General features: G+C 72.6%; 18 protein-coding genes and 1 pseudogene. 7 read left to right on the forward strand and 12 right to left on the reverse strand.

All coding sequences use genetic code 11. The features are described 5' to 3' along the window. Window positions 1–100: 100 nt before the first annotated feature. From ACN6LB_RS15360 to ACN6LB_RS15380, 5 genes and pseudogenes are all read right to left on the reverse strand, one after another. Window positions 101–1,321: a PucR family transcriptional regulator gene (locus tag ACN6LB_RS15360; RefSeq protein ID WP_445026299.1), complete on the reverse strand. Its 1,221-nt coding sequence runs from the start codon at window positions 1,319–1,321 to the stop codon at window positions 101–103. A 122-nt stretch (window positions 1,322–1,443) separates the two neighbouring features. Continuing rightward, entirely contained in the window at window positions 1,444–2,388 is a 945-nt protein-coding gene (locus ACN6LB_RS15365; RefSeq protein ID WP_356136235.1) for an alpha/beta hydrolase, read from the reverse strand. Between the two features lie 22 nt (window positions 2,389–2,410). Further along, on the reverse strand, window positions 2,411–6,436 hold the full coding sequence (locus ACN6LB_RS15370) for a beta-ketoacyl synthase N-terminal-like domain-containing protein (protein ID WP_445026300.1): 4,026 nt from the start codon (window positions 6,434–6,436) through the stop codon (window positions 2,411–2,413). Continuing rightward, a pseudogene (locus ACN6LB_RS15375) lies at window positions 6,433–8,237 on the reverse strand (fatty acyl-AMP ligase). The gene ACN6LB_RS15370 and the pseudogene ACN6LB_RS15375 overlap by 4 nt, the downstream one beginning before the upstream one ends. A gap of 38 nt (window positions 8,238–8,275) precedes the next feature. Next, the gene (locus ACN6LB_RS15380; RefSeq protein WP_445026301.1) at window positions 8,276–9,826 is read right to left on the reverse strand and encodes an acyl-CoA carboxylase subunit beta; all 1,551 of its coding nucleotides are present in this window, start codon (window positions 9,824–9,826) and stop codon (window positions 8,276–8,278) included. 326 nt (window positions 9,827–10,152) lie between these two features. Here ACN6LB_RS15380 and ACN6LB_RS15385 point away from each other — a divergent pair, with 326 nt between their 5' ends. The 4 genes from ACN6LB_RS15385 (at window position 10,153) to ACN6LB_RS15400 (ending at window position 16,657) form a co-directional block, all read left to right on the forward strand. Next, window positions 10,153–12,225 (forward strand): DUF1996 domain-containing protein, encoded by a 2,073-nt coding sequence (locus ACN6LB_RS15385; protein WP_445026318.1) that lies wholly within the window; start codon window positions 10,153–10,155, stop codon window positions 12,223–12,225. Window positions 12,226–12,335: 110 nt separating this feature from the next. Beyond that, window positions 12,336–12,716 carry a DoxX family protein gene (locus ACN6LB_RS15390; protein WP_445026302.1) on the forward strand — a complete coding sequence of 127 codons (381 nt, stop codon included), beginning with the start codon at window positions 12,336–12,338 and terminating at the stop codon, window positions 12,714–12,716. Further along, complete coding sequence (locus tag ACN6LB_RS15395) at window positions 12,713–13,180, forward strand: peroxiredoxin (protein WP_445026303.1); 468 nt, start codon at window positions 12,713–12,715, stop codon at window positions 13,178–13,180. Before ACN6LB_RS15390 ends, ACN6LB_RS15395 begins: the two co-directional genes overlap by 4 nt. Window positions 13,181–13,273: 93 nt before the next feature. Continuing rightward, window positions 13,274–16,657, forward strand: a complete 3,384-nt coding sequence (locus ACN6LB_RS15400; RefSeq protein WP_445026304.1) for a pyruvate carboxylase — start codon at window positions 13,274–13,276, stop codon at window positions 16,655–16,657. A 3-nt stretch (window positions 16,658–16,660) separates the two neighbouring features. On the opposite strand, the gene ACN6LB_RS15405 is transcribed toward ACN6LB_RS15400, so the two are convergent. After that, on the reverse strand, window positions 16,661–17,881 hold the full coding sequence (locus ACN6LB_RS15405) for a saccharopine dehydrogenase family protein (protein WP_445026305.1): 1,221 nt from the start codon (window positions 17,879–17,881) through the stop codon (window positions 16,661–16,663). A gap of 128 nt (window positions 17,882–18,009) precedes the next feature. On the opposite strand from ACN6LB_RS15405, the gene ACN6LB_RS15410 reads away from it, so the two are divergent. Continuing rightward, the gene (locus ACN6LB_RS15410) at window positions 18,010–18,735 is read left to right on the forward strand and encodes a TetR/AcrR family transcriptional regulator (protein WP_445026306.1); all 726 of its coding nucleotides are present in this window, start codon (window positions 18,010–18,012) and stop codon (window positions 18,733–18,735) included. On the opposite strand, the gene ACN6LB_RS15415 is transcribed toward ACN6LB_RS15410, so the two are convergent. The 4 genes from ACN6LB_RS15415 to rpmG all read right to left on the reverse strand — a co-directional run bounded on the left by ACN6LB_RS15415 (window position 18,716) and on the right by rpmG (window position 20,298). Next, window positions 18,716–19,522 carry a DUF4097 family beta strand repeat-containing protein gene (locus ACN6LB_RS15415; protein ID WP_445026307.1) on the reverse strand — a complete coding sequence of 269 codons (807 nt, stop codon included), beginning with the start codon at window positions 19,520–19,522 and terminating at the stop codon, window positions 18,716–18,718. The genes ACN6LB_RS15410 and ACN6LB_RS15415 overlap by 20 nt on opposite strands. A gap of 143 nt (window positions 19,523–19,665) precedes the next feature. Continuing rightward, a complete protein-coding gene (ykgO, locus tag ACN6LB_RS15420) occupies window positions 19,666–19,788 on the reverse strand; it encodes a type B 50S ribosomal protein L36 (protein WP_356136258.1) in 123 nt (40 codons plus the stop codon). 37 nt (window positions 19,789–19,825) lie between these two features. After that, window positions 19,826–20,086, reverse strand: a complete 261-nt coding sequence (locus ACN6LB_RS15425) for a type B 50S ribosomal protein L31 (RefSeq protein WP_445026308.1) — start codon at window positions 20,084–20,086, stop codon at window positions 19,826–19,828. Between the two features lie 47 nt (window positions 20,087–20,133). Continuing rightward, complete coding sequence (rpmG, locus tag ACN6LB_RS15430; RefSeq protein WP_356136262.1) at window positions 20,134–20,298, reverse strand: 50S ribosomal protein L33; 165 nt, start codon at window positions 20,296–20,298, stop codon at window positions 20,134–20,136. A 205-nt stretch (window positions 20,299–20,503) separates the two neighbouring features. Here rpmG and ACN6LB_RS15435 point away from each other — a divergent pair, with 205 nt between their 5' ends. Continuing rightward, window positions 20,504–20,836, forward strand: a complete 333-nt coding sequence (locus tag ACN6LB_RS15435) for a putative quinol monooxygenase (protein ID WP_445026309.1) — start codon at window positions 20,504–20,506, stop codon at window positions 20,834–20,836. Between the two features lie 47 nt (window positions 20,837–20,883). On the opposite strand, the gene ACN6LB_RS15440 is transcribed toward ACN6LB_RS15435, so the two are convergent. After that, on the reverse strand, window positions 20,884–21,789 hold the full coding sequence (locus ACN6LB_RS15440; RefSeq protein WP_445026310.1) for a glycoside hydrolase family 16 protein: 906 nt from the start codon (window positions 21,787–21,789) through the stop codon (window positions 20,884–20,886). Between the two features lie 291 nt (window positions 21,790–22,080). Between ACN6LB_RS15440 and ACN6LB_RS15445 the strand changes: the two genes are divergently transcribed. Beyond that, a complete protein-coding gene (locus tag ACN6LB_RS15445; protein ID WP_445026311.1) occupies window positions 22,081–23,499 on the forward strand; it encodes a cytochrome in 1,419 nt (472 codons plus the stop codon). A 46-nt stretch (window positions 23,500–23,545) separates the two neighbouring features. Here the strand turns inward: ACN6LB_RS15445 and ACN6LB_RS15450 are convergent, their stop codons facing one another. Continuing rightward, a complete protein-coding gene (locus tag ACN6LB_RS15450; protein WP_445026312.1) occupies window positions 23,546–24,820 on the reverse strand; it encodes an MFS transporter in 1,275 nt (424 codons plus the stop codon). Window positions 24,821–24,959 lie beyond the last annotated feature (139 nt).

The raw sequence follows: 24,959 nt of genomic DNA on the forward strand, positions 1-24,959 counted from the left end.
TGCGAAAAAGGACGGTCCCAAACGTATGGGCATTCTCTGACGGAGTGTTATGCCGGGGATTATGGAAACGCCTCGTATTTTTGTTCCCGGGTGAGTCGCCCTAGTTCCCGCAATTCCGCAGTTCCCCGACGCGCAGCGCGAGGATGAGGTCGAGGCGGGCGCCGGGATCGTGCAGGGTGTCGCCGAAGAGCTTCTCCAGCTGGCGCAGGCGATAGCGGACCGTCTGCGGGTGGATGTGCAGGCGGGCGGCGACGTCCGGCACGTTGCTGCCACTGAGCAGCCAGGCCAGCAGTGTCTCGGCGAGCCGGACGCGCTGCCCCGCCGAGGCCGTGTCGAGCGGGGCCAGGACGCGTGCCTCCAACTGGGCGAGCAAGGGCTCGTCGCCGTACAGCAGCAGCGTGGACAGATGGTCGGCGCAGCGCACCACGTTCTGGCGTGGCAGGATTCCGCGGCCCATCAGCCCGAGGGCGCGGACGGCCCAGCGCAGCGACTGCCCGGCGTCGGTGAGCGGGACCGTCGGACCGATCGCGGCGGGGCGGCCGCGCAGCGCGAGTGTGAACGCCCGGCCGCCGAAGCGGCCGGAGCCTTCGGGGTCGGGCACCAGCATGCGCGGCGGCCGTGACTTCATGTCCACCAGAGCGCCGGCGGCCGCCAGCGGTCTGTCCTCCTCCTGCCGGTCCGGGGGTGCGGCGAGCGCCACCACGGCGACCTGTCGTGGCACCGGCCACCGCGCGCTGTGCGCCAGGCCGTGAACGGCCTCCGGGGACACCGGCCCCTCGTCGAGGAGCAGGTCCAGCAGGCGTCTGCGGCGCCGTTCCAGCTCGTCCGCGCTGCGCAGCTGGGCCTCCGCGTAGCCGGCCGCGGCGGCCTCCGCGACCTCGTGCACGGTCCGGAACGCGAGCTCGCCCAGCGCGGTAACGGCCGTCGAGTCCAGCCCGAGTTCCTCCGCCGTACGCCCCATCAGCCGCCACGCGTGCATCCCGCCGACCCGGAGCGCGGACTGCAGCGCGTCCAGGCTGCGGCCTTCCAGGGCTTCCCCGCGGCCGAGTTCGTGGTACGTCGCGGCGATGGCGTCCCCGTGCTCGCGCGGGTCCGCGATGTGATCGACGAACAGGGTCAGGGCCTGCACCACCCCGGCCCGCAGGTTCCTGCCGAACACCCCGTCGGAAGGGCGCGCGTACTCGGGAACCTGGCGGCGGACCTCCGCCTCCACCTCGTCGGAGACGGCGTCGAGCCGGGCGCGCAACAGTTCGGCCAGCGCGGGCGGCACCGGCGTGGCCTCGGGGCCGTCCGGTACGCCGTGCGGGGCGGGGACCGCCATCGCGGACACTCCTTTCACCCGGAAGCGGCTCGCCCGCGCGCTGTTGCCCGTGGGACGAGCGGGATGTCCCGGGTTGGACGAACGGCCCCTCTGCTCCGTTCCGTGCCCCGACGGCACCGACATCACTCCGGCAGGCCCAGCGCATGGGCGAGCATCGGCCACGACGCGGTGAACTCCGGCTTCCAGTAGGCCCAGCTGTGTCCTCCTCCTGCGTAGTAGTGGGTGGTGGCCGGGATGTCCAGACGCGCGAGCGTGCCGGTGAAGCTGTGGGCGGACGGCCACAGGGCGCTCTCCAGCGCCTCGGGCAGCGGATCTCCGCTGCCGCCGGCCAGTCCGCTGCCGTTGGAGACGTACAGGGCGGTGCCCCGCAATCCGGCGGCGCGGGCCCGCGGGTTGAAGTCCCGCCAGGTGGCGAAGTCCAGGAGCGGATGGCCCCACAGGGAGCGGGGCGACAGACTCTCGCGGGCCACGATGGCGTCCACGATGGCGGGGACTGCAGGCGCGGTGGTGTCGAGGACCCCGCTGTAGGAGGCCGCGGCGGCGAACCCGCCCGGGTGGCGGGCCGCGTGCGCCATGGCGCCGTAGCCACCGGTGGAGACCCCGGCGACCGCCCGGACCGCGGAGGCCCGGTAGTCCCGGGCGAGCACCGCCGGGACCTCCTGGACCTGGAAGGTCTCGTAGTCGGGGCCGCCGCGCCAGGCGCTGGGAATGCCGGTGGGACCCGCGTCGGGCATCGCCACGATCAGGTCGCGGCCCTCGGTGAACGCCTCGATGTCCGTCTCCCGGGTCCACGAGGTGTAGTCGTCGTGGGCACCGTGCAGCAGGTACAGAACCGGATAGGTCCGCCCGGCCTGCGTGCCGAAGCCCGAGGGCAGGATGAGTCGGACGGGTGCGCTGCGGCCCAGAGCGGCGGAGGAGACGGACACGTCCAGGGTGCGCGGTCCGAGGCGGGTCGCCGCCCGGGCACGGCCGGCGGCGACCGTCGTGCCGAACAGGACGGCCGCACCGGCGGTGGCCGCCGCTTTGACGACGGTGCGCCGGGACACGGGGGCGGGGCGGTCGGGCATGGCGGCTCCTCGGGGGTCCGGTTCAGGGTGTCCGCTCGGCGAGCACCCGGTTCAGATGGGCGGCGATCGTGTCGACGTGCGGCGGATCGAGCAGCGACAGATGGTGCCCGGCGACCGGCACGACCTCCAGGCGCGGGCACACCTCGTCCCAGCCCAGCGCCTCGTCGTCCCGCTCGTACGCCGCGTCGCGCACGGTGTGCGGAGCCGGTTCGGTGGCCCGGTAGAGGATCACGCGGCCGTCGTGGCGCGCCGGGCGGTGCTCCTCGCCGGTCCTCAGGTCCAGATAGGAGGCCCGCTGGTGCTCCAGCGCGGCGGGCGGCACATCGGCGGCCTCGCGCAGGGCCCGCAGTACGGTGTCGATGCGGTCGCGGTCGTCGTCCGTGGCCACGAGGTCGTCGTACGGCAACTCCAGCCGGACACCGTAGGTTTCGGCGACGTGGCGGGCGAAGCCCTTGAAGTGGGCGCGAATCCGGTCGGCCCGCGTCAGGTCCGGCTGCGGGAGCGGGCGTACGGAGTCGATGAGCACCACCAGCTCCACCGTGCGCCCGGCGGCCGTCAGTTGTCGCGCGGTCTCCTGGGCCACGAACCCGCCGAAGGACCAACCACCCAGCAGACAGGGCCCGTTGGGGTGCTCGGCGGTGATCTCCTCGGCGTGGCGCCGCGCTTTGTCGGCCACGGTGCGGGCCTCCTCGATGCGCTCCAGCCCGTACACCGGCCGGCCCTCCGTGAGCCGTTCGGCCAGCGGACGGTAGACGGTGGTCGGTCCGCCGGCTGCGTGGAAGAGGAACAGCGGGGGCCGGGAGCCGGTGGTGCGCAGGGCCCGCAGGAGCGAGGTGTCGAGTGCCCGATGCGGTGGCAGAGCCTGCCGGATGCGGGTGGCCGCCTCCTCGACGGTGGCGGCGCCGAGCAGGTCGCGCAGGGGCAGGTCGATGCCGAACTCCCGCTCCACGGCCGTACGGATGCGGACGGCCATCAGCGAGTCCAGGCCGAGGTCGGCAGGTGAGGCGCTGGGGGTGATGCGGGCCGGCGGATGGCCGGTGACGGCGGCGATGTGGTGGCTCAGCCGGGCGATCACCGAGGATGTCCCCTCCGCCACCGGCACGTCGGCGCCCGCCGGGAGGGACGCGGGTGGCGCGGCCGCCGGTCGGCTCCTGCCGCCGGTGTCCGTCCGGCCGTCCGTCCACCAGTGCCGCACGTGCCGCCAGCGCGGCGCGGGCAGGTCGATGACGCGGCCGGCCGGGAGCGGCAGGCGCTGCCCCGCGGCGAACAGGGCGCCCAACCGTGCGGCGAACGCGGCGCTGCCGTCCTCGTCGCGGCGCAGCGTGGCAAGAGCGAGGGCGCCGGGCGCGGTGTCCGTGACGGCGCCCGTCAGCACCGGATGCGGTGAGATCTCGACGAACGCGGTGTGGCCGTCGGCTGCGGCGGCCGCGACGGACCGGTCCAGCCGCACCGGCCGTCGTAGATTGGCGGCCCAGTGGGCGGCGTCGAACGCGCAGTCGCCGCGCGGGTCGTCGAGGACGGTGGAGTAGACGGGGACGCGCGGTCGACTGCCCCGGATGTCGCCCAGCGCCTCGGTGAGCGCCGGCAGCAGTGTGTCGACCTGAGGAGAGTGCCCGGCACCGACGACCCGCATGGCCCGGGCGACCCGGCCCTGTCCGGTCAGTGCGCCGACGATCCGGGCCACCGCCTCCTCGTCCCCGGTGACGACCTTCTGCCGGGGCGAGGAGTGCACGGCGACATGGACGCCCGGGAAGTCCCGTTCCAGGGAGCCCAGTTCGGTGTCGTCCAGGTCGACGGCAGCCATCGCGCCCCCGCGCAGCCCGCTCAGCAACCTGGCCCGTACGGCGATGACGCGGGCCCCGTCCGCTACATCCAGGGCGCCTGCGCAGACGGCGGCGGCCACCTCCCCCATGGAGTGACCGATCACGGCGACGGGTTCGACGCCGTACGAGCGCCACAGGTCCGCAAGCGCCAACTGCAGCCCGAACAGCACAGGTTGGGCGACCTCAAGGCGGTCCAGGCCGGACCAGGACGACAGATGGTCGTACAGCGAGAGGCCGCACTCCGCGGCGAGCTGGGGGTCGAGCTTCTCCACGGCGGCGGCGAACGCGGGTTCCTCGGCCAGCAGCCGGCGCCCCATGCCGGCCCACTGGCTGCCGTACCCGGAGAAGACCCACACCGTGCCGCGCCCGACGAGGTCGCGGTCGCCGGTCGCGACCCGGGCGTCCCGGCGTCCCGCCGCCAACGCGTCCAGCACGTCGGCCAGTTCGCCCCCACCGGGACTGATGACGGCGGCCCGCACGGGTCCGCGACGGACACGCCCGGCCAGTGTGCGCGCCACGTCGGCGGGGTGTGCGGCGCCGCCCCCGGGCGTCCGCAGCCATGCGGTGAGTCGGGCCGCGGTGTCGCGGACCCGCTCGGCGTCGACATCGGACAGGAGGTGGAGGCGGGCGGGCGGCTCGTCGGCGGGGGCGAGCACGGGGCGCTGCCATTCCTCAAGGACGGCATGGGCGTTGGTGCCGCCGAAGCCGAACGCGGAGACCCCCGCGGTGGCCGTGCCGCCGTAGCGGGGCCACGGCTCGGGCTCGGTCACCACGCGCAGCCGGGCGTCGCCGAGCGTGCCGCCGCCGTCGGTGCAGTGCAGGGACGGCGGGATGCTGTCGTGGTGCAGGGCGAGCACCGTCTTCACCAGGCCCGCGATGCCCGCGGCGGACTCCAGGTGGCCGAGGTTGCCCTTGACGGAGCCCAGCAGCAACGGCTGGTCCGGGTCGCGGCCCCGGCCGAGTACCGCGCCGAGCGCGCCGGCCTCGATCGGGTCCCCGAGAGGGGTGCCGGTGCCGTGCGCCTCGACGAAGTCGACGTGCCCCGGAGCGAGCCCGGCCCGCGCGTAGGCCATCTCCAACAGGGCTTGCTGGGCAGCCGGGTTGGGTGCCATGAGACCGGCGGAACGGCCGTCGGAGTTGACGGCGGTGGAGCGGATCACGGCGAGAACGCGGTCGCCGTCCCGCTCCGCGTCGGACAGCCGCTTCAGCAGGACGGCCGCGCACCCTTCACCGCGCCCGATGCCGTCGGCCGCCGCCGAGAACGGCTTGCACCGCCCGTCCGGCGCGAGGGCACCCGCCCGCCCGAACGCGACACCGATGGTGGGCGACAGCAACAGGTTCACCCCGGCCGCGACGGCGGTGTCGCTCTCGCCCGTGCGCAGGCTCACACAGGCGTGGTGCACGGCGACCAGCGAGGACGAGCAGGCGGTGTCGACAGCCATGCTCGGCCCGCGGGTGTCCAGGACGTACGCCAGCCGTCCCGCGGTGACGCTCAACGCCGCGCCGGCCGGGGCCCAGGGGTCCACGGCGGCCGGGTCGGCGCCGGTGAGCTGGCCGTACTCCGGGGCGGAGACGCCGACGAAGACACCGGTGGAGGTGCCCGCGAGCGACCCGGCGCGGACGGCGGCGTGGTCGAGCGTCTCGTGGACGACCTCCAGCAGGATCCGCTGCTGGGGATCCATCACCGCGGCCTCGCGCGGTGTGATGCGGAAGAACTCGGCGTCGAACCCGGCGATGTCGTCCAGGTAGCCGCCGTACGGGGGCGCGTCGGTGGGCGGGAAGGCGGTGAAGTCCCGCCACCGGTCCTCCGGCACACGCCGGATCGCGTCGTCCCCCTCACTCAGCAGCCGCCAGTAGTCGGCCGGGCCGTGCACCGCGCCGGGCAGCCGGCACCCGACGCCGATGACGGCGACGGGCTCGCCGGGCGGTACGGGTCCCCGGGCGGTCGGCGCGCCGACCGGCCCGGTCGCCGTCTGCTCGTCCGCCGCGGCGCACAGGCGAGCCACCAGCGCCTCCCCGGTGGGTGACTCCCACAGCAGCGTCGACGGCAGCTCACGGCCCGCGATCCGGGACAACTCCCCGGCCAGGGCGACCGCGTCCCGCGAGGACATGCCGAGGTCCGCGAACGACAGGTCCATCGGGACGTCCTCGGCGGCCGTGCCGCTCCACGCGGCCACCCGCTCGGCGATCAGGCGGCGCACCGCGGCCTCTTCGTCGGCCCTCATCCCGTGGCACCCGGCGTGCTGCCCGCCGTCGCCGCACGGCCGCGCGGCGCGGCGGACGGCGCGAAGGCACCCTCGAGGTACCGCGTACGGGTCAGCGCCCGCGACACCTTGCCGCTGGAGGTACGCGGAACGGTCCCCGGCGCGACGAGGACGACGTCGGCGAGCCGCAGCCCGTGCCGGGCGGAGACGGCGCCGCGCACCGCACGGGCCACGGCCGGCGCGTCGAGGTCGCGAAGGCGCACCGTCCGCGCGTGCTCCGCCACGACCACGACCCGTTCGTCCGCGCGGCCGGGCACAGCGAAGGCGGCGAGCCGGTCGCGGCGCACGGCCGGGTGCGCGTCCTGGGCTGTGGCCTCGACGTCCTGGGGGTAGTGGTTGCGGCCGTCGACGATGATGAGGTCCTTCAGGCGCCCGGTGACGATGAGCTGTCCGTCCAGCACCGTGCCCAGGTCGCCGGTGCGCAGCCAGCCGCCCGGTGCGGCCGAGCCGTCGGCGAACAGGGCGCCGAACACCTGCTGTTCGCGCCCCTCCCGCTGCCAGTAACCACGGCCGACATTGGGCCCCTGCACCCAGATCTCGCCGACCTCTCCCTCGGACAAAAGGGTGCGGTGCACGGGATCGGCGACGCGGACCCGCTGGCCGACCGGGGATCCGCAGCCGGCCAGCAGCACGGCCCCCGGGTCCTCGGGCCGCGCGGGCAGGGCTTTGCCTGCGGCGAGGGCGCCGCGGTCGAGGGCGAACCGGCGGAGCGGCCGGCCGGGCCGTGCGGCGCTGACGAAGACGGTGGCCTCGGCGAGCCCGTACGACGGGCAGTGGGTGTCGGGCGCCAGCCCCTGCGCGGCGAAGGCGGCGTGGAAGTGTCGGCCGTGCCGGGACGGACCGGCTCGCTGCCGTTGATCAGCGCGGTGACACCGTCGAGCCTGAGGTCGCTCTTCTGGCCTGCGGTGACGGCGGAGGCGCAGTAGTCGTAGGCGAAGTTGGGGGCCGCGCTCACGGCGCGCGGATGCGCGGCGAGCAGCCGCAGCCAGCGCACCGGCTCGTGCAGGAAGGCGGCCGGGTCCATGAGCGCGGACAGGAGACCGCCGACGACGGGGGCGGCGACGCTGAGAACGAGCCCCATGTCGTGGTACAGCGGCAGCCAGCCCACGCATGTCACGGGATGTGCGGCGGCGCAGTAGGCGGTCAGCGCCTGGCGGGCGTTGGCGACGACGTTGGCGTGGGTGATCTCCACGCCCGCCGGGGCGCGGGTCGAACCCGAGGTGTACTGCAGGTAGGCGGTCGCCGCCGCGTCCGGTGCGACCGGGGCCCATTCCCCGGCGGCGGAGTCGGGCACCTGGTCCGCGGCGAGGACGCGCATCGACGCGCCCCCACTGCCGGCCCGTTCGCAGAACTCCCGTACCTCGGGCAGGGCACGGCTGGTGGTGATGACGGCCGCGGGCCGCGCGTCGGCCAGGACGCCCGCGAGCCGGTCCGCGTGCCCGGGCAGGGCGGGCGGAGACAGCGGTACGGCGATCCGCCCGGCGGCCAGCACCGCGAGGAACCCGGTGATGTACTGCGTGCCTTGCGGACACAGCAGCGCGACCCGCGCCCCGGGTGCGGTCTCCTCGGCGAGGCGGGCCGCGAGGGCTCGCACCCGCAGGTCCAGGCGTCGCCAGGTGAGGGTGCGGTGGACGCCGCGCGAGTGCGGTGCGGGGTGCTCGACGAAGGTGAACGCCCGGCGGTCGGGGGCGGTTTCGGCCCAGTGCCGTACGTACTGGGGCAGGGTCCGGCACGCGGGCGTGAGCGGGGGGCGGCTGTCCATCGGGCGGGGCTCCTCACGTCGCGGGATCGACTGGTGGATCAGAGCGGGATGTTGCCGTGCCGGCGCTGCGGCATGGGCGCGCGTTTGCCGCGCAGCGCACGCAGGGCACGGCAGATGTGGGCGCGGGTGTCGTGGGGTGCGATGACGGCGTCGACATAGCCGCGTTCGGCGGCGAGGTAGGGCGTGCCGTGGGTGTCCTCGTAGGCGGCGACGAGACGGACACGCAGTGCCTCGGGGTCGTCGGCCGCGGCGAGTTCGCGCCGGTGCAGGACGCTCACGGCACCCTCGGCGCCCATGACGGCTATCCGGGCGGTGGGCCAGGCCAGGTTGACGTCCGCGCCGAGATGCTTGGAGCCCATCACCGCGTACCCGCCGCCGTACGCCTTGCGCACCACCACCGTGACCTTGGGGACGGTCGCCTCGGCGTACGCGTACAGCAGTTTGGCGCCGCGCCGGATGATGCCGGCCCGTTCCTGGCTGACCCCGGAGAGGTAACCCGGCACGTCGGCGAAGGTCAGCAGCGGAATGCCGAACGCGTCGCAGAACCGTACGAAGCGCGCGGCCTTCTCGGAGGCGTCGATGTCCAGGACGCCGGCCGCGTGCAGCGGCTGGTTGGCGACCACGCCGACCGAGCGGCCTTCGACGCGGGCCAGGGCGCAGATGATGTTCGGCGCGAACAGCTCCTGCACGTCCAGCAGTTCACCGTCGTCGACCACCGCGCGCAGGATGTCCCGCATGTCGTAGGCCTGGCCCGGCCGGTCCGGGACGAGCTCGTCGAGCAGCTCCCCGGCCGGTGCGGGCGAGGGCGCGTACTCCGGGGGCCGCTCCAGGTTGTTGGCCGGGAGGTAGGACAGCAGTTCGCGTACGGTGTCGAGCGCGTCCTCCTCGTCGGCTGCCAGGAAGTGGGCGTTGCCGTTGACGGCGGTGCTGGTGCGGGCGCCGCCCAGCTCCTCGGCGGTGGTGCGCTCGCCGGTGACCGACTCGATGACGTCGGGGCCGGTGACGAACATGTGCGAGGCGCGGTCCACCATCACCGTGAAGTCGGTGATCGCCGGTGAGTAGGCGGCCCCGCCCGCGCACGGGCCCAGAATGACCGAGATCTGCGGAATGACCCCGGACGCCTGTACGTTGCGGCGCACCAGCTCGGCGTAGAGGGCGAGGGAGGTGACGCCTTCCTGGATGCGGGCGCCGCCGGAGTCGTTGAGCCCGACGACCGGGCAGCCGGTCTTGAGGGCGAGGTCCATCAGGGCGACGGTCTTCTCGCCGAAAGCCTCGCCCATGCTGCCGCCGAAGACCGTGGAGTCCTGTGCGAACACGCAGACCGGGCGCCCGTCGACGGTGCCGTACCCGCTGACCACTCCGTCGCCGTAGGGACGGCGGGCGCCGTCCCCGGTGGGCCGCGCCCGCACGAACAGGCCGGTCTCGGTGAACGAGCCCTTGTCCAGCAGCCGTTCGATCCGTTCACGGGCGCCGAACGTGCCGCGCCCATGTGGCCGGCCCGGGGCCAGCGCCTCCTCCCGGCGGTGTGCCAGGCCGGAGATGCGTGCAGCGGTGTGCCCCGGACCGGGTGTTGTCGCCTCGTTGCTCACAACCACCTCCGAAGTGGCTTTCGAATATGGCAGCGAGGCGGTGGCGACCGGGCGGATCGGTGTTCTGTGTGGGGGAGTTGAGTCCTCAAGGACGGGGTTTCATCCCCGGGTGACAAGGGACCGCCGGACGGCGAGGCGGCACGGGTTGCCTACGAGGTTTCTGTGAATTCACGGGGTGCTTGAACGCTTCGGAGGTCCCGTCCGTATAGGGCCGGGGGATTTCCATGCCCGAGCCGACGACGAGGCGCAGGAGTACTTCCGTGAGACGCAACACACGCAGACGCCCGACGGGCGCACGACGTGCGACTTCTCTGGCAGTCGCGATGATGCTGGGCGGAGGTGGGCTGGTGGCGGTGAACGTCTACGCCTCGGCCTCCGAGAACGGCTCGGGCGGCGAGTCGGCACGGACGTCGGACGGCCGTGTCCTCGCTGCCGGAGCGGCCACCATCTACTGCCCGGACATCGGAACCGAACTGACGGATGTGCCGGACGCGGCGAGGGCGGACGTCGACAAGGAACTCGCCCAGCTGGACGGGCAGATCGCCGACGCCTACCAGCGGCTGCAGAACTCGGCGCAGGCCGTCCAGCAGGACTCCGGCTTCGCCGACGACGCGATCATGAACCCGCTGAAGGAGAAGCGGGCCGCGACGATCGACCGGATCGCGACCGCCATCGACCGCGTGGGGGACCGGCCCGAGGGGCTTGACTCGCTGGCGGGCTGTGAGCTGCGCGATTCCGGGAACCGGAGCGGTGACGGCCAGGACGGCAGTGGTCAGGACGGGAACGGCGACGGCCAGGACGCGAACGGTCAGGACGGCAACGACCAGGGCCAGGGCGGCGACGACGGTCAGAACGGCAACGGTCAGAACGGCAACGGTCAGAACGGCAACGGAGCCCAAGGTGGCAACGGGCCCGTCGCCGCGGACTTCGCGGACATCACCACGGTCCAGCCCAACGTGCAGAACCCGCGCCCCGGGGCGGACGCCTCCCGTGGTTCGTTCACCACCAGCTGCGGAGTGAACGCCAACGGCCTGTTCAATTCCGACAACGTGATCGTGGCCCCCGGAGTCACCAACGGCGCCCACCACTTCCACGACTACGTCGGAAACCAGTCCAACAACGCCTTCGCCAGTGACGACGACCTGGCGAACGCCGACACCACCTGCGAGAACGAGGGCGACAAGTCGACGTACTACTGGCCCGTCCTGCGCCTGCAGAACGGCACCCAGGAGCAGGACGCGGGCGCTCCCGGCGGCGGCACCGAGGGCAACGCCGGTGAGATCGTCACGCCGAAGCAGGTCACGCTGACCTTCGTGGGAAATCCGCGCGACAAGGTCACCGCCATGCCCCGGCTGCTGCGGATCATCACCGGTGACGCCAAGGCGTTCGTCAACGGCACCGCCAACGCGAACGCCTCCTGGAGCTGCACCGGGTTCGAGGACCGGCAGCTGAAGGACAAGTACCCGATCTGCCCCGACGGCAGTGACGTGGTCCGCTCCTTCAAGTTCCAGAGCTGCTGGGACGGCCAGAACATCGACAGCGCCAACCACCGTACGCACGTGGCGTTCGCCGACGCCGAGGGCAACTGCGCGGGCGGTTTCCGGGCGATCCCGCAGCTCGTGCAGCGCATCGTCTACGACGTCGACGCGCCGAGCCTGCAGGACGGCGGCCGGACGTCCCCGCTGTTCGCGGTCGACGCCTTCCCCGAGCAGTTGCACAAGCCGGTCACGGACCACGGCGACTTCATCAACGTCTTCGACGAGGACCTGATGCAGTCGATGGTGGACTGCATCAACAGCGGCAAGCAGTGCGACTCGAAGGACGGGGCGGGCTCCGGTTCGGGTTCCGGTTCCGGTGATGACGAGCCGCAGGAGACGCCCACACCGACTCCTGCCGCCCCGTCCGAGGGCAGCGGGAACGGCGACCAGGGCGGGAACGGCGACCAGGGCGGGAACGGCGACCAGGGCGACACCGGTGGCAAGGACACGCCGGAGCCCTCCACCGAGGTCCCGAGCACCGACGCGCCGAACACGGACACGCCGAACACGGACGCGCCGAACACCGAGGAACCGAACACCGAGGAACCGAGCGGCGATACGCCGTCCGACGACGCGCCGAGCACCGAACCGGCAGAGGTCGGCACGCCCACCGGCCGTGACGAACAGCCCAAGGTCTATACGACGTCATCGGCCTCGTCCGCGCCCGCCTCCCTGTCCTCGCAGAGCACCGCGGTGGCCGCCGACGGGAACGCCCCGTCCGCCGACGGAAGCACCGAACCGCAGGCGGTCACCGGCGGGCTCGCCGACACGGGAACGAATCTGTGGCCGGCCGCGGCCGGAGGGACTCTCCTCATCGCCGGAGCCGTGCTCCTGCTCCGTATCAGGCGCAGAGCGGTATGACCCATAAGCGCGGATAGGGCGCTCGCGGACGTCGATCCGGCACGGTGCACCTGCCCCCACTGCTCCTACCGTCCAGTAATATCGCGCGGCAGGCCACCAGAGGAGGCACCGTGTCCGGGTCCCAACGCTCACCCCTACTGCTCGCCGGCTTGCTGGCAGCGGCAGGCGTCGGTCATCTCGTGTCACCCCGCCAGTTCGACGCGACCATCCCGCGCGCCCTGCCGGGGAAGCCACGAACATGGACGTACGCCAGCGGGGCGGTCGAGCTGGCGCTGGCGGCGGGGGTGGCGCTGCCGCGCACGCGCCGTGTCGCCGCGCTGGCCGCGGCGGGCTTCTTCGTCGGGGTGTTCCCCGCCAACGTGCAGATGGCCGTGGACTGGCGTCACCGGCCCGCTGTGCAGCGGGCCGCGGCCCTGGGGAGGCTGCCGTTGCAGGTCCCGCTCGTGCTGTGGGCGCGCGGCGTCGCCAAGAGCGGGGAGGGCCGGTCATGACGAACCGTGTGGACGTGGGCGACAAGGTCGAGGACTTCGCGCTGCCGGACGAGAGCGGCACGACGCGGCAGCTGTCCGAACTGCTCGGCGACGGACCGGTGGTGCTGTTCTTCTACCCGGCCGCCATGACAGCCGGCTGCACCGCCGAGGCATGCCACTTCCGCGATCTGGCCGCGGAGTTCGCCGCGGCCGGTGGGCGGCCGGTGGGGATCAGCGGTGATCCGGTCGACCGCCAGCAGGAGTTCGCCGGACGCCACACCCTCGGATTCCCGCTGCTGTCGGACACCGACGGGACGGTCCGCGAGCGCTTCGGGGTCAAGCGAGGATTCTCGATGGCACCCACAAAACGCGTCACGTTCGTCATAGCCGAGGACCGCACGGTCCTGGAGGTCGTCCGCAGCGAACTGCGGATGAGCGCACACGCCGACCGAGCCCTCACCGCGCTCCGCGCCCACCGGGGCTGACGCAAGAAGACGGGCTCCCTGGTGTAGACAGGGCATCAGTCACGAGGGCGCGCGTGGGGCGCGTACGTCGCGAACGGCAGGAAGGGACTGTGCATGTTCCGGAAGGTACTTGTCGCCAACCGTGGGGAGATCGCCGTTCGCGCGTTCCGCGCCGCCTATGAACTGGGCGCGGGAACGGCGGCGGTGTTCCCCCATGAGGATCGCGGCTCGCTGCATCGTCTCAAGGCCGACGAGGCCTACGAGATCGGTCTCCGGGGGCACCCGGTGCGCGCCTACCTGTCGGTCGAGGAGATCGTGGGTGCGGCCCGCCGGGCCGGGGCGGACGCCGTGTACCCCGGGTACGGCTTCCTGTCGGAGAACCCAGAGCTGGCCCAGGCCTGCTCGGAGGCCGGAATCACCTTCATCGGCCCCACCGCCGAGGTCCTGGAGCTGACCGGCAACAAGGCCCGCGCGATCGCCGCGGCCCGTGCGGCGGGCGTACCGGTCCTCGGGTCGTCGCAGCCGTCCACCGACCTGGACGAACTGGTGACGGCTGCGGACGAGATCGGCTTCCCGCTGTTCGTGAAGGCGGTCGCGGGTGGCGGTGGACGCGGGATGCGCCGGGTGGACGACCCCGCGCAACTGCGCGAGTCCATCGAGGCGGCGTCCCGGGAGGCAGAGTCCGCGTTCGGCGACGCCACGGTGTTCCTGGAGAAGGCGGTCATCGACCCCCGCCACATCGAGGTGCAGATCCTCGCCGACGGCCAGGGCAACGTCATCCACCTCTACGAGCGGGACTGCTCGGTGCAGCGACGCCACCAGAAGGTCGTCGAGCTGGCCCCGGCGCCCAACCTCGACCCGGCGCTCCGGGACCGCATGTGCGCCGACGCGGTCAACTTCGCCCGCACCATCGGCTACCGCAACGCCGGCACCGTCGAGTTCCTGCTCGACCGCGACGGCAACCACGTCTTCATCGAGATGAACCCGCGCATCCAGGTCGAGCACACCGTGACCGAGGAGGTCACCGACGTCGACCTCGTCCAGGCACAGCTCCGCATCGCCGCAGGCGAGAGCCTCGCCGACCTCGGGCTCTCGCAGGACCGGGTCTACCTGCGCGGTGCCGCACTCCAGTGCCGGATCACCAGCGAGAACCCGGCCAACGGCTTCCGCCCGGACACCGGCACCATCAGCGCGTACCGCTCGCCGGGCGGCTCCGGCATCCGGCTGGACGGCGGCGTCGCGTTCGCCGGCTCCGAGATCGGCGCCCACTTCGACTCGATGCTGGTGAAGCTGACCTGCCGGGGCCGGGACTTCCCCACCGCGGTGCGGCGGGCCCGGCGTGCGGTGGCCGAGTTCCGGATCCGCGGTGTGGCCACGAACATCCCCTTCCTGCAGGCGGTCCTCGACGACCCGGACTTCCAGGAGGGCCGGGTCACCACCTCGTTCATCGAGGAACGCCCGCATCTGCTGACCGCGCGCCACTCCGCCGACCGCGGCACCAGGCTGCTCACCTACCTCGCCGACGTCACGGTCAACAAGCCGAACGGCGAGCGCCCGCACCTGCTCGACCCCACGACGAAACTCCCGGCTGTCCCGGACGGCGTACCGCCCGCCGGGTCGAAGCAACAGCTGACCGAGCTGGGCCCGGAGGGCTTCGCGCGCCGGCTTCGGGAGTCGTCCCAGGTGGCCGTCACCGACACCACCTTCCGCGACGCCCACCAGTCCCTGCTGGCCACGCGAGTGAGGACGAAGGACCTGCTGGCCGTCGCCCCGGCCGTGGCCCGGACACTTCCACAGCTGCTGTCGCTGGAGTGCTGGGGCGGTGCCACCTACGACGTGGCCTTGCGGTTCCTCGCCGAGGACCCGTGGGACCGGCTCGCCCGGCTGCGCGAGGCGGTGCCGAACATCTGCCTCCAGATGCTGCTGCGCGGCCGCAACACGGTCGGATACACCCCCTACCCGACCGAGGTCACCACGGCCTTCGTCGAGGAGGCCACCCGGACCGGTATCGACATCTTCCGCATCTTCGACGCGCTCAACGACGTCGGCCAGATGCGGCCCGCGATCGACGCCGTACGCGAGACCGGGACGGCCGTCGCCGAGGTGGCCCTGTGCTACACCTCCGACCTGTCCGACCCGGCCGAGAAGCTCTACACCCTCGACTACTACCTCCGGCTCGCCGAGCAGATCGTCGACGCCGGGGCACACATCCTGGCGATCAAGGACATGGCCGGGCTGCTGCGCGCACCTGCCGCCGAGAAGCTGGTGACCGCGCTGCGCAGGGAGTTCGACCTCCCGGTGCACCTGCACACCCACGACACGGCCGGTGGTCAGCTGGCCACCTACCTCGCAGCGATCAACGCGGGCGCGGACGCGGTGGACGGAGCCGTCGCCTCGATGGCCGGCACCACCTCGCAGCCCTCGCTGTCGGCGATCGTCGCCGCCACCGACCACTCCCCGCGGCCCACCGGACTGAGCCTGCGGGCGGTCGGCGACCTCGAACCGTACTGGGAGATCGTCCGCAGGATCTACGCTCCCTTCGAGGCCGGACTCGCCTCGCCCACCGGGCGCGTGTACGACCACGAGATCCCGGGCGGCCAGCTCTCCAACCTGCGGGTCCAGGCCCGCTCGCTGGGCCTCGGCGACCGGTTCGAGGACATCGAGGCGATGTACGCGGCGGCCGACCGGATCCTCGGCCGCCTGGTCAAGGTCACCCCCTCGTCGAAGGTGGTCGGCGACCTCGCCCTGCACCTCGTCGGCGCGGGCGTCTCGCCCGAACAGTTCGCGGCCGAACCCGGTTCGTACGACATCCCGGACTCCGTGATCGGCTTCCTGCGCGGCGAGCTGGGCGATCCGCCCGGCGGCTGGCCGGAGCCGTTCCGCAGCAAGGCCCTCCGGGGTCGGGCCGCGCCCAAGCCGGTCGTCGAACTGTCCCCAGAGGAACGCGACGGGCTCGACAAGGACCGGCGCGCCACCCTGAACCGGCTGCTGTTCCCCGGCCCGGCCAAGGAGTTCGAGACCCACCGCGACGCCTACGGTGACACCGGCGTCCTGCCGAGCAAGGACTTCTTCTACGGTCTGCGGCCGGGGGAGGAGCACGAGGTGGACCTCGAACCCGGCGTGCGGCTGCTCATCGCGCTGGAGGCGATCGGCGAGGCCGACGAGCGCGGCATGCGCACCGTGATGGCCACGCTCAACGGCCAGCTCCGGCCGATCCAGGTACGGGACCGCTCGGTCGCCTCGGACCTGCCGGCCGCGGAGAAGGCCGACAAGTCCGACCCGAAGCAGGTCGCCGCGCCGTTCGCCGGGGTGGTGACGCTGTCGGTGGCACCGGGCGACCGCGTCGAGGCGGGCGCGACCATCGCGACGATCGAGGCGATGAAGATGGAGGCGGCGATCACCGCACCGGTCGCCGGAGCGGTGGACCGGCTGGCCATCAACGCCGTTCAGCAGGTCGAGGCGGGCGATCTTTTGATGGTGATCGCCCAGACCTCCTGACGGTCACTGCTCGCGGATGCCCCACGGGGAGCCGTACGCGGTGAGCAGGTCCAGGAAGGGGCGGGCGGGGAAGGCCTCCGGGCCGAGGACGCCCGCCCCCGTCCAGACGCCTGTGGCCAGGAGTTCCAGGGCGACGACGGGGTTGATGGCGGTCTGCCACACGACCGCCTGGGAGCCGTACTCCGCCATCGACCACTGGTTGTCGACCACGTGGTAGAGGTAGACCTCGCGCGGTGCGCCGTCCTTGGTGCCGCGCACCCAGGTGCCCGCGCAGGTCTTGCCGTGCATGCGCTCACCCAGGGTCGCCGGGTCGGGCAGACAGGCGGCCACGACGTCGCGGGGCGACACCGCGACCGGGCCCGCCGCGCTCGGCACGGTCACCGGGTCGGTGCGGTCCAGGCCCAGCAGATGCAGCGTCCGGAGGGTCTGGATGAACTCCTCGCCCAGGCCGTACTTGAAGGTCACGCGGCGTGCGTCGACCCAGCGCGGCACGAGCAGCACCTCCTCGTGCTCCACGTTCACGCACTCGACCGGGCCGATGCCCTCGGGGAAGTCGAACACCTCCGGCTCGCTGAAGGGCGCGGTGGTGAACCAGCCGCGGTCCGCCTCGTAGACCACCGGCGGGTTGAGGCACTCCTCGATGGTGGTCCAGATGCTGAAGGACGGAGCGAAGTCGTAACCGTCGACGGTCAGGTTCGCACCGTCGCGGATGCCGATCTCCTCGATCTCGTCGAAGAGTTCGTCGGCCGCGTACCGTGCGAAGACGTCGGAGAGCCCCGGCTCCACCCCCATGCCGACCAGCGCGAGCGCCCCCTCCTTCTCCCAGTCGGCGGCCTGCGCGAACTGCGCGTCACCGAGCATCACCCCGCACTCCTCGTACGGCCGCTCGGGGTGCGGGCGCGACAGCGACATCGCCATGTCGAGGTAGGTGGCACCGGCGGCGAACGCCGCCTGGAAGAGCGGCATCACGAAGCGCGGGTCGGTGGCGTTGAGCAGCACGTCGCACCGGTGCCGCGTCAGCAGCTCCGTCACCGCCGCCTGGTCGGAGGCATCGACGCGCGCGGCACGGAACCGGCCGCCGTCGTCCGCGAGCGCGGCGACCGCGGCCTCGGCCCGGCTCAGGTCGTAGTCGGCGACGACCATCTCGTCGAAGAACGGGCGGCGGGCCGCGATCCGGGTGATCGCGGTGCCCACACCGCCGGCGCCCACAAGCAGCACACGCATGACACGCACTTCCTCTCCTCGGGGTCAGGGCGGGCCCGCGTGGACCGGCGCCCCTGCCGGCAGATACAACGCCGCGCGCCGGGATAAGGTCAATGGCGTTGGCATAAGGGTAGGGGCGAGGAGACGCGGTGCCGAAAGCGGTGGTTCCCGAGGAGAAGCGGCGCCGACGACGTCCCACCAAGAGCGGCACCGTGCTGTCCGAGCAGCTGATCGTCGAGACCGCGCTGCGGATGCTGCGCGAGCACGGCAGCGCCGGACTCACCGCCCGCCGCCTGGGCCTGGCCCTGGACGCCGACCCCAGCACCCTCTACCGGTACTTCCGCGGCATGGACGACCTGACGCTCGCCATCGGCGACGCCCTGATCGGCCAGGCGCTGCACGGCTGGCGGCCCACAGGGGAGTGGCGGGCGGACCTGCGCGCCCTCGGGCTGCGCATCCACGCCGTGTACGTCGCGCATCCGCAGGCGGCGCTGCTCACCGCCAACCGGGTCACCGGCCGGGCGCACGAGCTCGCGGCCGACGAGGCCATCCTCGACGTGCTGCGCACCGCGGGCTTCCCGCTGCCGGACACGGTGCGGATCTACCAGGCCTTCATCGACCAGACCCTGGCCTTCGCCGCGCTCGACGCCGCCTCACTCGCCCTGCCGCGCGAAAGCCTCAGCGCCGACGAGGACATGTGGCGCTCGACGTATGCCCGCCTTCCCCGCACCACCCACCCCCGGATCGCCGAGGCGGCGCCCCTGCTGGCCGCCCGCATGGTCGACAGCGCCTATCCCACCGCGCTGGAGATGCTGCTGGACAGCGCTGCCGCACAGCGGGAGCTGCTGCGCGAGGCTACTCGCGGATCGCGGTGACGTCGCCGTTGACGGTGCTGAGGGTCATGGTGCGGTGTACCGCTTCGGAGGTGCGGACGTCGGTCGAGGCGCGACCGTTGCCGGTGGTTGCCCTCACCCGGTAGGCGGCGGCGTCGTGCGGCACGGTGACCCGGACCGAGCCATTGGTGGTGGCCGCGGTGACCCGGTCAGGGGAGGTCGCGCAGCCGAGCACGACATCGCCGTTCACCGTCTCGGCGTGCAGTCCCGCGCTGCGCAGGGTGTCCGCGCGGATCGAGCCGTTGCGGGTCGTCAGCCGGGCCGCGCGTGCGCCGTCGCCCGAGCGGGTCACCGTCACGTCGCCGTTCACAGTCGCCAATTCCAGGGCGGCGGAGACTCCGGCGACGTCGATGCCGGCGTTGCGGGCGGAGACGGAGACTGAGGTCCCGGCGGGGATGTCGACTTCGGGCATACGGGGGCACGGTCGGCCGTCGCCGTCGCCGTCGCCGTCGCCGTCGCTTTTGCCTTTGTCGTCCGTCCGGCACGACAGGTCCAGGACCCAGGTGCGGTCCTGGTGGGACCAGTGGGTACGGATGTGCCGGTCGGCGACGACCCGGTCGCCGTCGGCGGGACGCAGTCGCACCCCGTTGTCGGTGGTGATGACCAGCCGCGTCCCCCGCGAGGGCGCGGGCTCCGCGCCGGCCGCCCGTAAGCCGTCACCGTTGCTGCTGTTGCCGCCGTGGTCCGCTCCGCCGCACGCTCCCGCCAGGGGGAGGGCTGCCAGCGCGGCGGCCAGGGCCCAGGCGCGCGTCACACTCCTTGTGTCCATGCCCCGTCGGTTTCCCCGGAGTCGGCCGTCCATGGCCTCGGGCAGTGGACAGGTCGGGACGGCAGCCGGTTGCCCACCCATGCCTCGGGCCCCCGTGATCCACGGGGCCCCGAAGCCGTCGTACGCCTGGGACGTGCGTGTCGTCAGCCCTGACGGGCCTTGAAACGCGGGTCCTTCTTGTTGATGACGAAGGTCACGCCACGCCGTCGGACCACCTGGGCCCCCGGCTTGGACTTCAACGCGCGCAGGGAATTGCGTACCTTCATGGTGCTGTTCTCCTTCTGCCCGGGCGCGAGCCCGCTGTCAGTGGCGGGCGGTGGCCGCGCGGCCGTAGCGGCGCTCGAAGCGCTCGACTCGGCCGGCCGTGTCCAGGACCCGCGAGGTCCCCGTGTAGAACGGGTGGCTCGCCGACGAGATCTCGACGTCGATCAGCGGGTAGGTGTTGCCGTCCTCCCACTCGATCGTCCTGGCCGAGTCGGCGGTCGACTGCGTGAGGAACGTGACGTCGGCGGCGCGGTCACGGAAGACGACCGGACGGGATGCGGGGTGGATACGGGACTTCATGGGGTGTCCTTCCTGGTGACGGCTCGGCTGGTGACGGCGTACCCGGGTCAGCGTGTCTCCCGGAACGGGACGTGCTGTCCGGCCACCGCGTCGTACTTGCGCAGGACGAGCCGGTCGGGGTCGTTGCGACGGTTCTTGCGCGTCACATAGGTGACGCCGGTTCCGGCCGTCGACCGGAGTGTGACGACGGGGCGTGCGGTGCTGCGTGCCATGAGGTTCTCCTTCCACCCGACACACCTCGGAATATTGACCAAGGCATGTCAACCACATGCGGTGTAACAGCGGCCCCGGCCCTCGCATTCCCGCCTTCCCGACCTCGTGTGCACCCGTCCGTCCGAACGCCGTGTGGACACGGCCTGACGCTCACGACAAGGTCGTGGAGAGCAGTGCGAGTGCGATGAGCCGACAAGGAGACCGATGATCTTCATCACCGCGAAATTCCGGGTCCTGCCCGAGCACGCCGACCGTTGGCCGGAGATCACCGAAGCGTTCACTCGCGCGACGCGCGCCGAGCCGGGCTGCCTGTGGTTCGAGTGGTCCCGCAGCCTCGACGACCCGAACGATTACGTCCTGGTGGAGGCCTTCCGCGACGGCGAGGCGGGCGGTGCGCACGTCCGGTCCGCTCACTTCAAGGAAGCGCAGCAGACCCTGCCGCCGCACCTCGCCGGGACGCCGCGCATCGTCAACATGGAGGTGCCGCAGGAGGACTGGTCCCTCCTCGGGGAGATGGCAGTGCCGGAGCGGGGCTGAGAGCGGTACGAAAGCGGGGCTCGGCGCCGTCCGAGCCGCCCCCTGGGTCACTTCCAGTCGTACGCGTACGCCGCGACCCAGGTGACGTCGAGCTGGGCGCTGCTGCCCGGGGCCGCGCCGGGCCCCTCCAGGGCGCTCTCGTTCTGCAGCACCCAGGACAGGGGGTGGTCCGGCACGCCGCGGGTGTCGTGTCCGGTCTCCCGGCCGTCCACGAAGAACCGCACTTCGCCCGGCGTCCACTCGGTCGAGACGGTGTGCCACTGCGTCCAGTCGTCGCTTCCCGGGAAGTAACCCTGCTTGCCTCCGCCGCACGGATGGTGGAAGGCGGTGAGGGAGCCGGTCCACTCGCCCTCGGGGTGGTCCATCTCGCAGCCCTCGCCGTAGTGCAGCCAGGCGGACTTGTAGCCCGGAGCGACCTTCGTCACCTTGATGCGGGCGCTGTACTTGCCGTACTTCATCTGCATGACGGCGCGCGGCACGAGCGCCGCGGCGTGCACGGGGCCGCCGTCGTCGGGCCGCCACATCCGGATGTGCATCCGCCCGTCGCCGTTCTCCGCGGGCCCCACGCTCACGGTGTCCTCCGGGTGGTAGACGCCCACGACGTCCCGGCCCCGGTCGTTCGCCGTGTCGCGCCAACCGGTCGGGTACGCCCACCAGTTGTCGCGGTACGAGCCGCTCAGGCCCGCGCAGTACGCGGCGGAGGTGTCGACACGGTGCTCGCAGTCGCTGAACGCGCCCACGGGCACCCGGTCCCCGTTGAAGTCCTCCGCGAGGACCTGCCAGAAGGGTCCGCAGTCGCCGTGGGGCAGTTCGGTGTCGGTGGTGTGGCAGGCGTCCGCCGACCGCGGTGCCCCGTCGGCACGGGGGATGCCGAGGAGGGCGGCCAGGAGCAGCAGGCCGAGAGGTATGAGCAGGGCGCGTCCGCGGTGGCCGGGCGCTGCGTGTGAACCCATCGGACGGCTCCTCCGATCCTCGGCATACCGGTCTCCGCGGCCTTCTCCGGGTCTCCGCCGGGTCTTCTCCGCGGTCTTCTCCGAGCCTTTCCCGCGAAGCAGCATCCTCGCCGCCCGGCGGGCACGGCGCCATCCCCGCAACGGCACTCGTAGCGGACCGTCGTACTCCGCGCCCCCGTGGCTACTCGCGGGTTCGTCCTGAGGTAGGGTCCCCCCAATTCGTAGTCACCGACCGACAGTGCGCCGGTACGGGGAGTGTCGGTACGGGGAGTATCGGAGGGCGGCAAGGCGATGGAATCCCAGCTGGGTGGCGGCGGTTCGGCGGAGCTGGGCGACATACGGGACGACACTCCTTTGGAGGCGTTGAACCCGGAACCGTTGCTGACCCGCGACTACGAGACGCGCCCCGCGCTCGTCTACGAGCGGCTGCGGCAGCGGCACGGCGCGGTCGCGCCGGTCGATCTGCTGGGCACCCCCGCCTGGTTGGTGCTGGGCTACCGCGAGGCACTCCAGGTGCTCCAGGACGACGAGGGCTGGCCGAAGGGGCTGGAGAACTGGCGGGCCCGTTCGGAGGGCCGGGTGCCGGCCGACTGGCCGCTGGGTCCGTCCCTGGAGGTCAACCACGTGCTGATCCAGGGCGGTTCGGGTTACGGGCGGCTGCGGGCGGCCTGGGATGTGGCACTCAAGCCGTTCCAGGACCCGCGCCACCCCCAGGCGAAGCGGCTGAAGACGGCCGTGACCGCCTACGCCGACGAGCTGATCACCCTGGTGGGACAGGGGGGCGGCACAGGTGTGGCGGACCTGTCGGCGCAGTTCTCCCGGCCACTGCCGCTCATGGCGGCCAGCCACCTGCTCGGCTTCCCCGGCTCCCAGGGCGACGACGCGCTGATGGACATGTGGCGGGTGCTCGACGCGGGGCCGGACGCGGAGACCGCGCTGGAGCGGCTGCTCGCGACGCTGGCGGAACTCGGGGCGGCGAAGCAGCGGAAGCCGGGGGACGACTTCCCCTCCTACCTGCTGGCCGCGCATCCCGGTCTCTCGCTGGACGAGTTGGCCCGTGAGCTGTTCATGCTGCTGGGCATGACCTCCGACCACGTCGGCATCCTCATCTCCAACACCGTGGTCGAGGTGATCTCGGGTGACGGCGGCGTGCGGGCCAGCCTGTCCGCGGGGATGCTCCGGGAGACCATGAACCGCGCCGTCATGCGCAAGCCGCCGCTGGTGAACTTCGTGCCGCGCTTCGCCGCCGAGGACACCCCGCTCGGCAACTACCTGATCCGGGCGGGCGACCCCGTCTGGGTCTCCTCCGCCGCCGCGCACGCCGACCCGCTCTTCGCCGACCATGTGGCGCCGAGCACCACGATCAGCACCCGGGCGCACCTGTCCTGGGGCGCGGGCCGCCGCCAGTGCCCGGCCCCGGCACGCGAACTCGCGTCGACGGTCGCCGCGGTGGGCGTGGGGCGGCTGTTCGAGCGGTTCTCCCATCTGGACCTCGCCCTCCCCGTCGACCAACTGCCGTGGCGCTCCTCCCCGTTCATGCGCGGGCTGCGCTCCCTGCCCGTACGGTACGAACTCGCCTCGACACCCGCCCCGTTGACGGCGACCGGCCCCCGACCGGCCGCCCCCGGCACGGACTTGCCGGACCCGGTCTCCCGCCGGCGTTCCTCGCTGTGGCGCTACCTGACCGGACTGGTCCGGGCGGGCCGCTGACGCCCGGCGGCGATCTCGCCGGAGGCGGTTTCGGTGTCGCCCGTGCTCAGCGGCGGCGGGCGAGGACGGCCACGCCCGCGAGCAGGATGAGGAGCATCCCGGTGAACCAGGTCATGGCGGTGGTGGCGGTCACGGTGAGAGTGGCGAGGCCGAGGCCGAGGGCCGGGATGATCAGCCCGAGGTAGGAGAGGAAGAACAGCCCGGCGAGCGCCTCGCCGCGCTTGGCCGGTGCGGCCATCGCGACGACGGTCCCCACGGCCGCCTTGAACAGCACCCCGGCTCCGATGCCGGCGACGACGCCGCCGACCAGGAACGTCGCGAGGTCGGCGGTGTGCATGCCGATCACGACAGTGACGACACCGGTGGCCTGGGCGAGCAGGCCCAGGGCCCGCTTCGCCGGGGCGGGCAACCGGTTGGTCAGCGTCTGGGCGAGGGCCGCGCCGCCGAAGACCGCGAACACGATGCCACCGGCCAGCGCGCGGGAGGGGTGGTGCAGCGTGCCGGCGACGAAGCCCGGGGCGATCGAGGTGAAGAGCCCGAACACCGCGAACGAGGCGAAGCCGGCCGCCGCCGCGGCGAGGTAACCGGCGCGGTCGCCGTGGTCGGTACTGATGCGCTGCGGCCGGTAGGCGGGCCGGACCAGCCGCTCCTCGACCGTCTCGGGAACGAAGGCGAGGGCGACCATGCTCACCAGCAGCAGGACGGCGAACACGAGATACGGCGTACGCAGCGGTGCGTGCACGAACTGCGCCAGGAACCCGGCGATCAGCGGGCCCACCCCGAGGCCGCCGATGTTGGCCGCGGTGGAGACCATCTCGAAGCGCTGTCCCGAGGCGCCGGGCCGGTGCGCGGTGTGCAGTTCGTGCAGGTGCGCGGTGGCGGTCGCGGTGACCATCCCGACACCGAGCCCGGTGATCAGCCGCGCGGCCAGCAGCACCGGCAGCGCCGAGCTGGTCAGGAACAGCGCGGCGGCGACCAGCTCCAGCGCCAGTGCGGGCACGAGGACCCGCTTGCGGCCGACCCAGTCGGAGACATGCCCGGCCAGCAGCAGGCTGATCACCACGCCGACGGCGTAGACGGCGAACACGACGGTGACCATGAACGTGGAGAACCCGTCCCGCGCCATGTACAGCGGATACAGCGGAGTGGGCACGGTGGAGAACGCCATCGCGACCAGGAACGCCAGGGCGACCAGCCAGAAGCCGACGCCATGACGGCGCGAGCCGGAATCGGTCGTAGAGGCCGTAGAGGCGGACCCTGACTCGATCCGCGAGTCGCCGCCGGTGGTGAGGAGAAGACGCGAGGGCGTCGACGTGGTCATGGCACTGCTCCGATCCGATGGAACGGTGAGGACGGGTGGATGGGCGGAAAGTCGGTGGACGGGAGGCGGTCCGGTAGTGGGCCGCAGCGGTCTTGCTCGTGCCACTCTGCGCTCCGCCGGCCATCGCGTCCAACGAACA

The organism is Streptomyces sp. SAS_270, assembly GCF_052543295.1.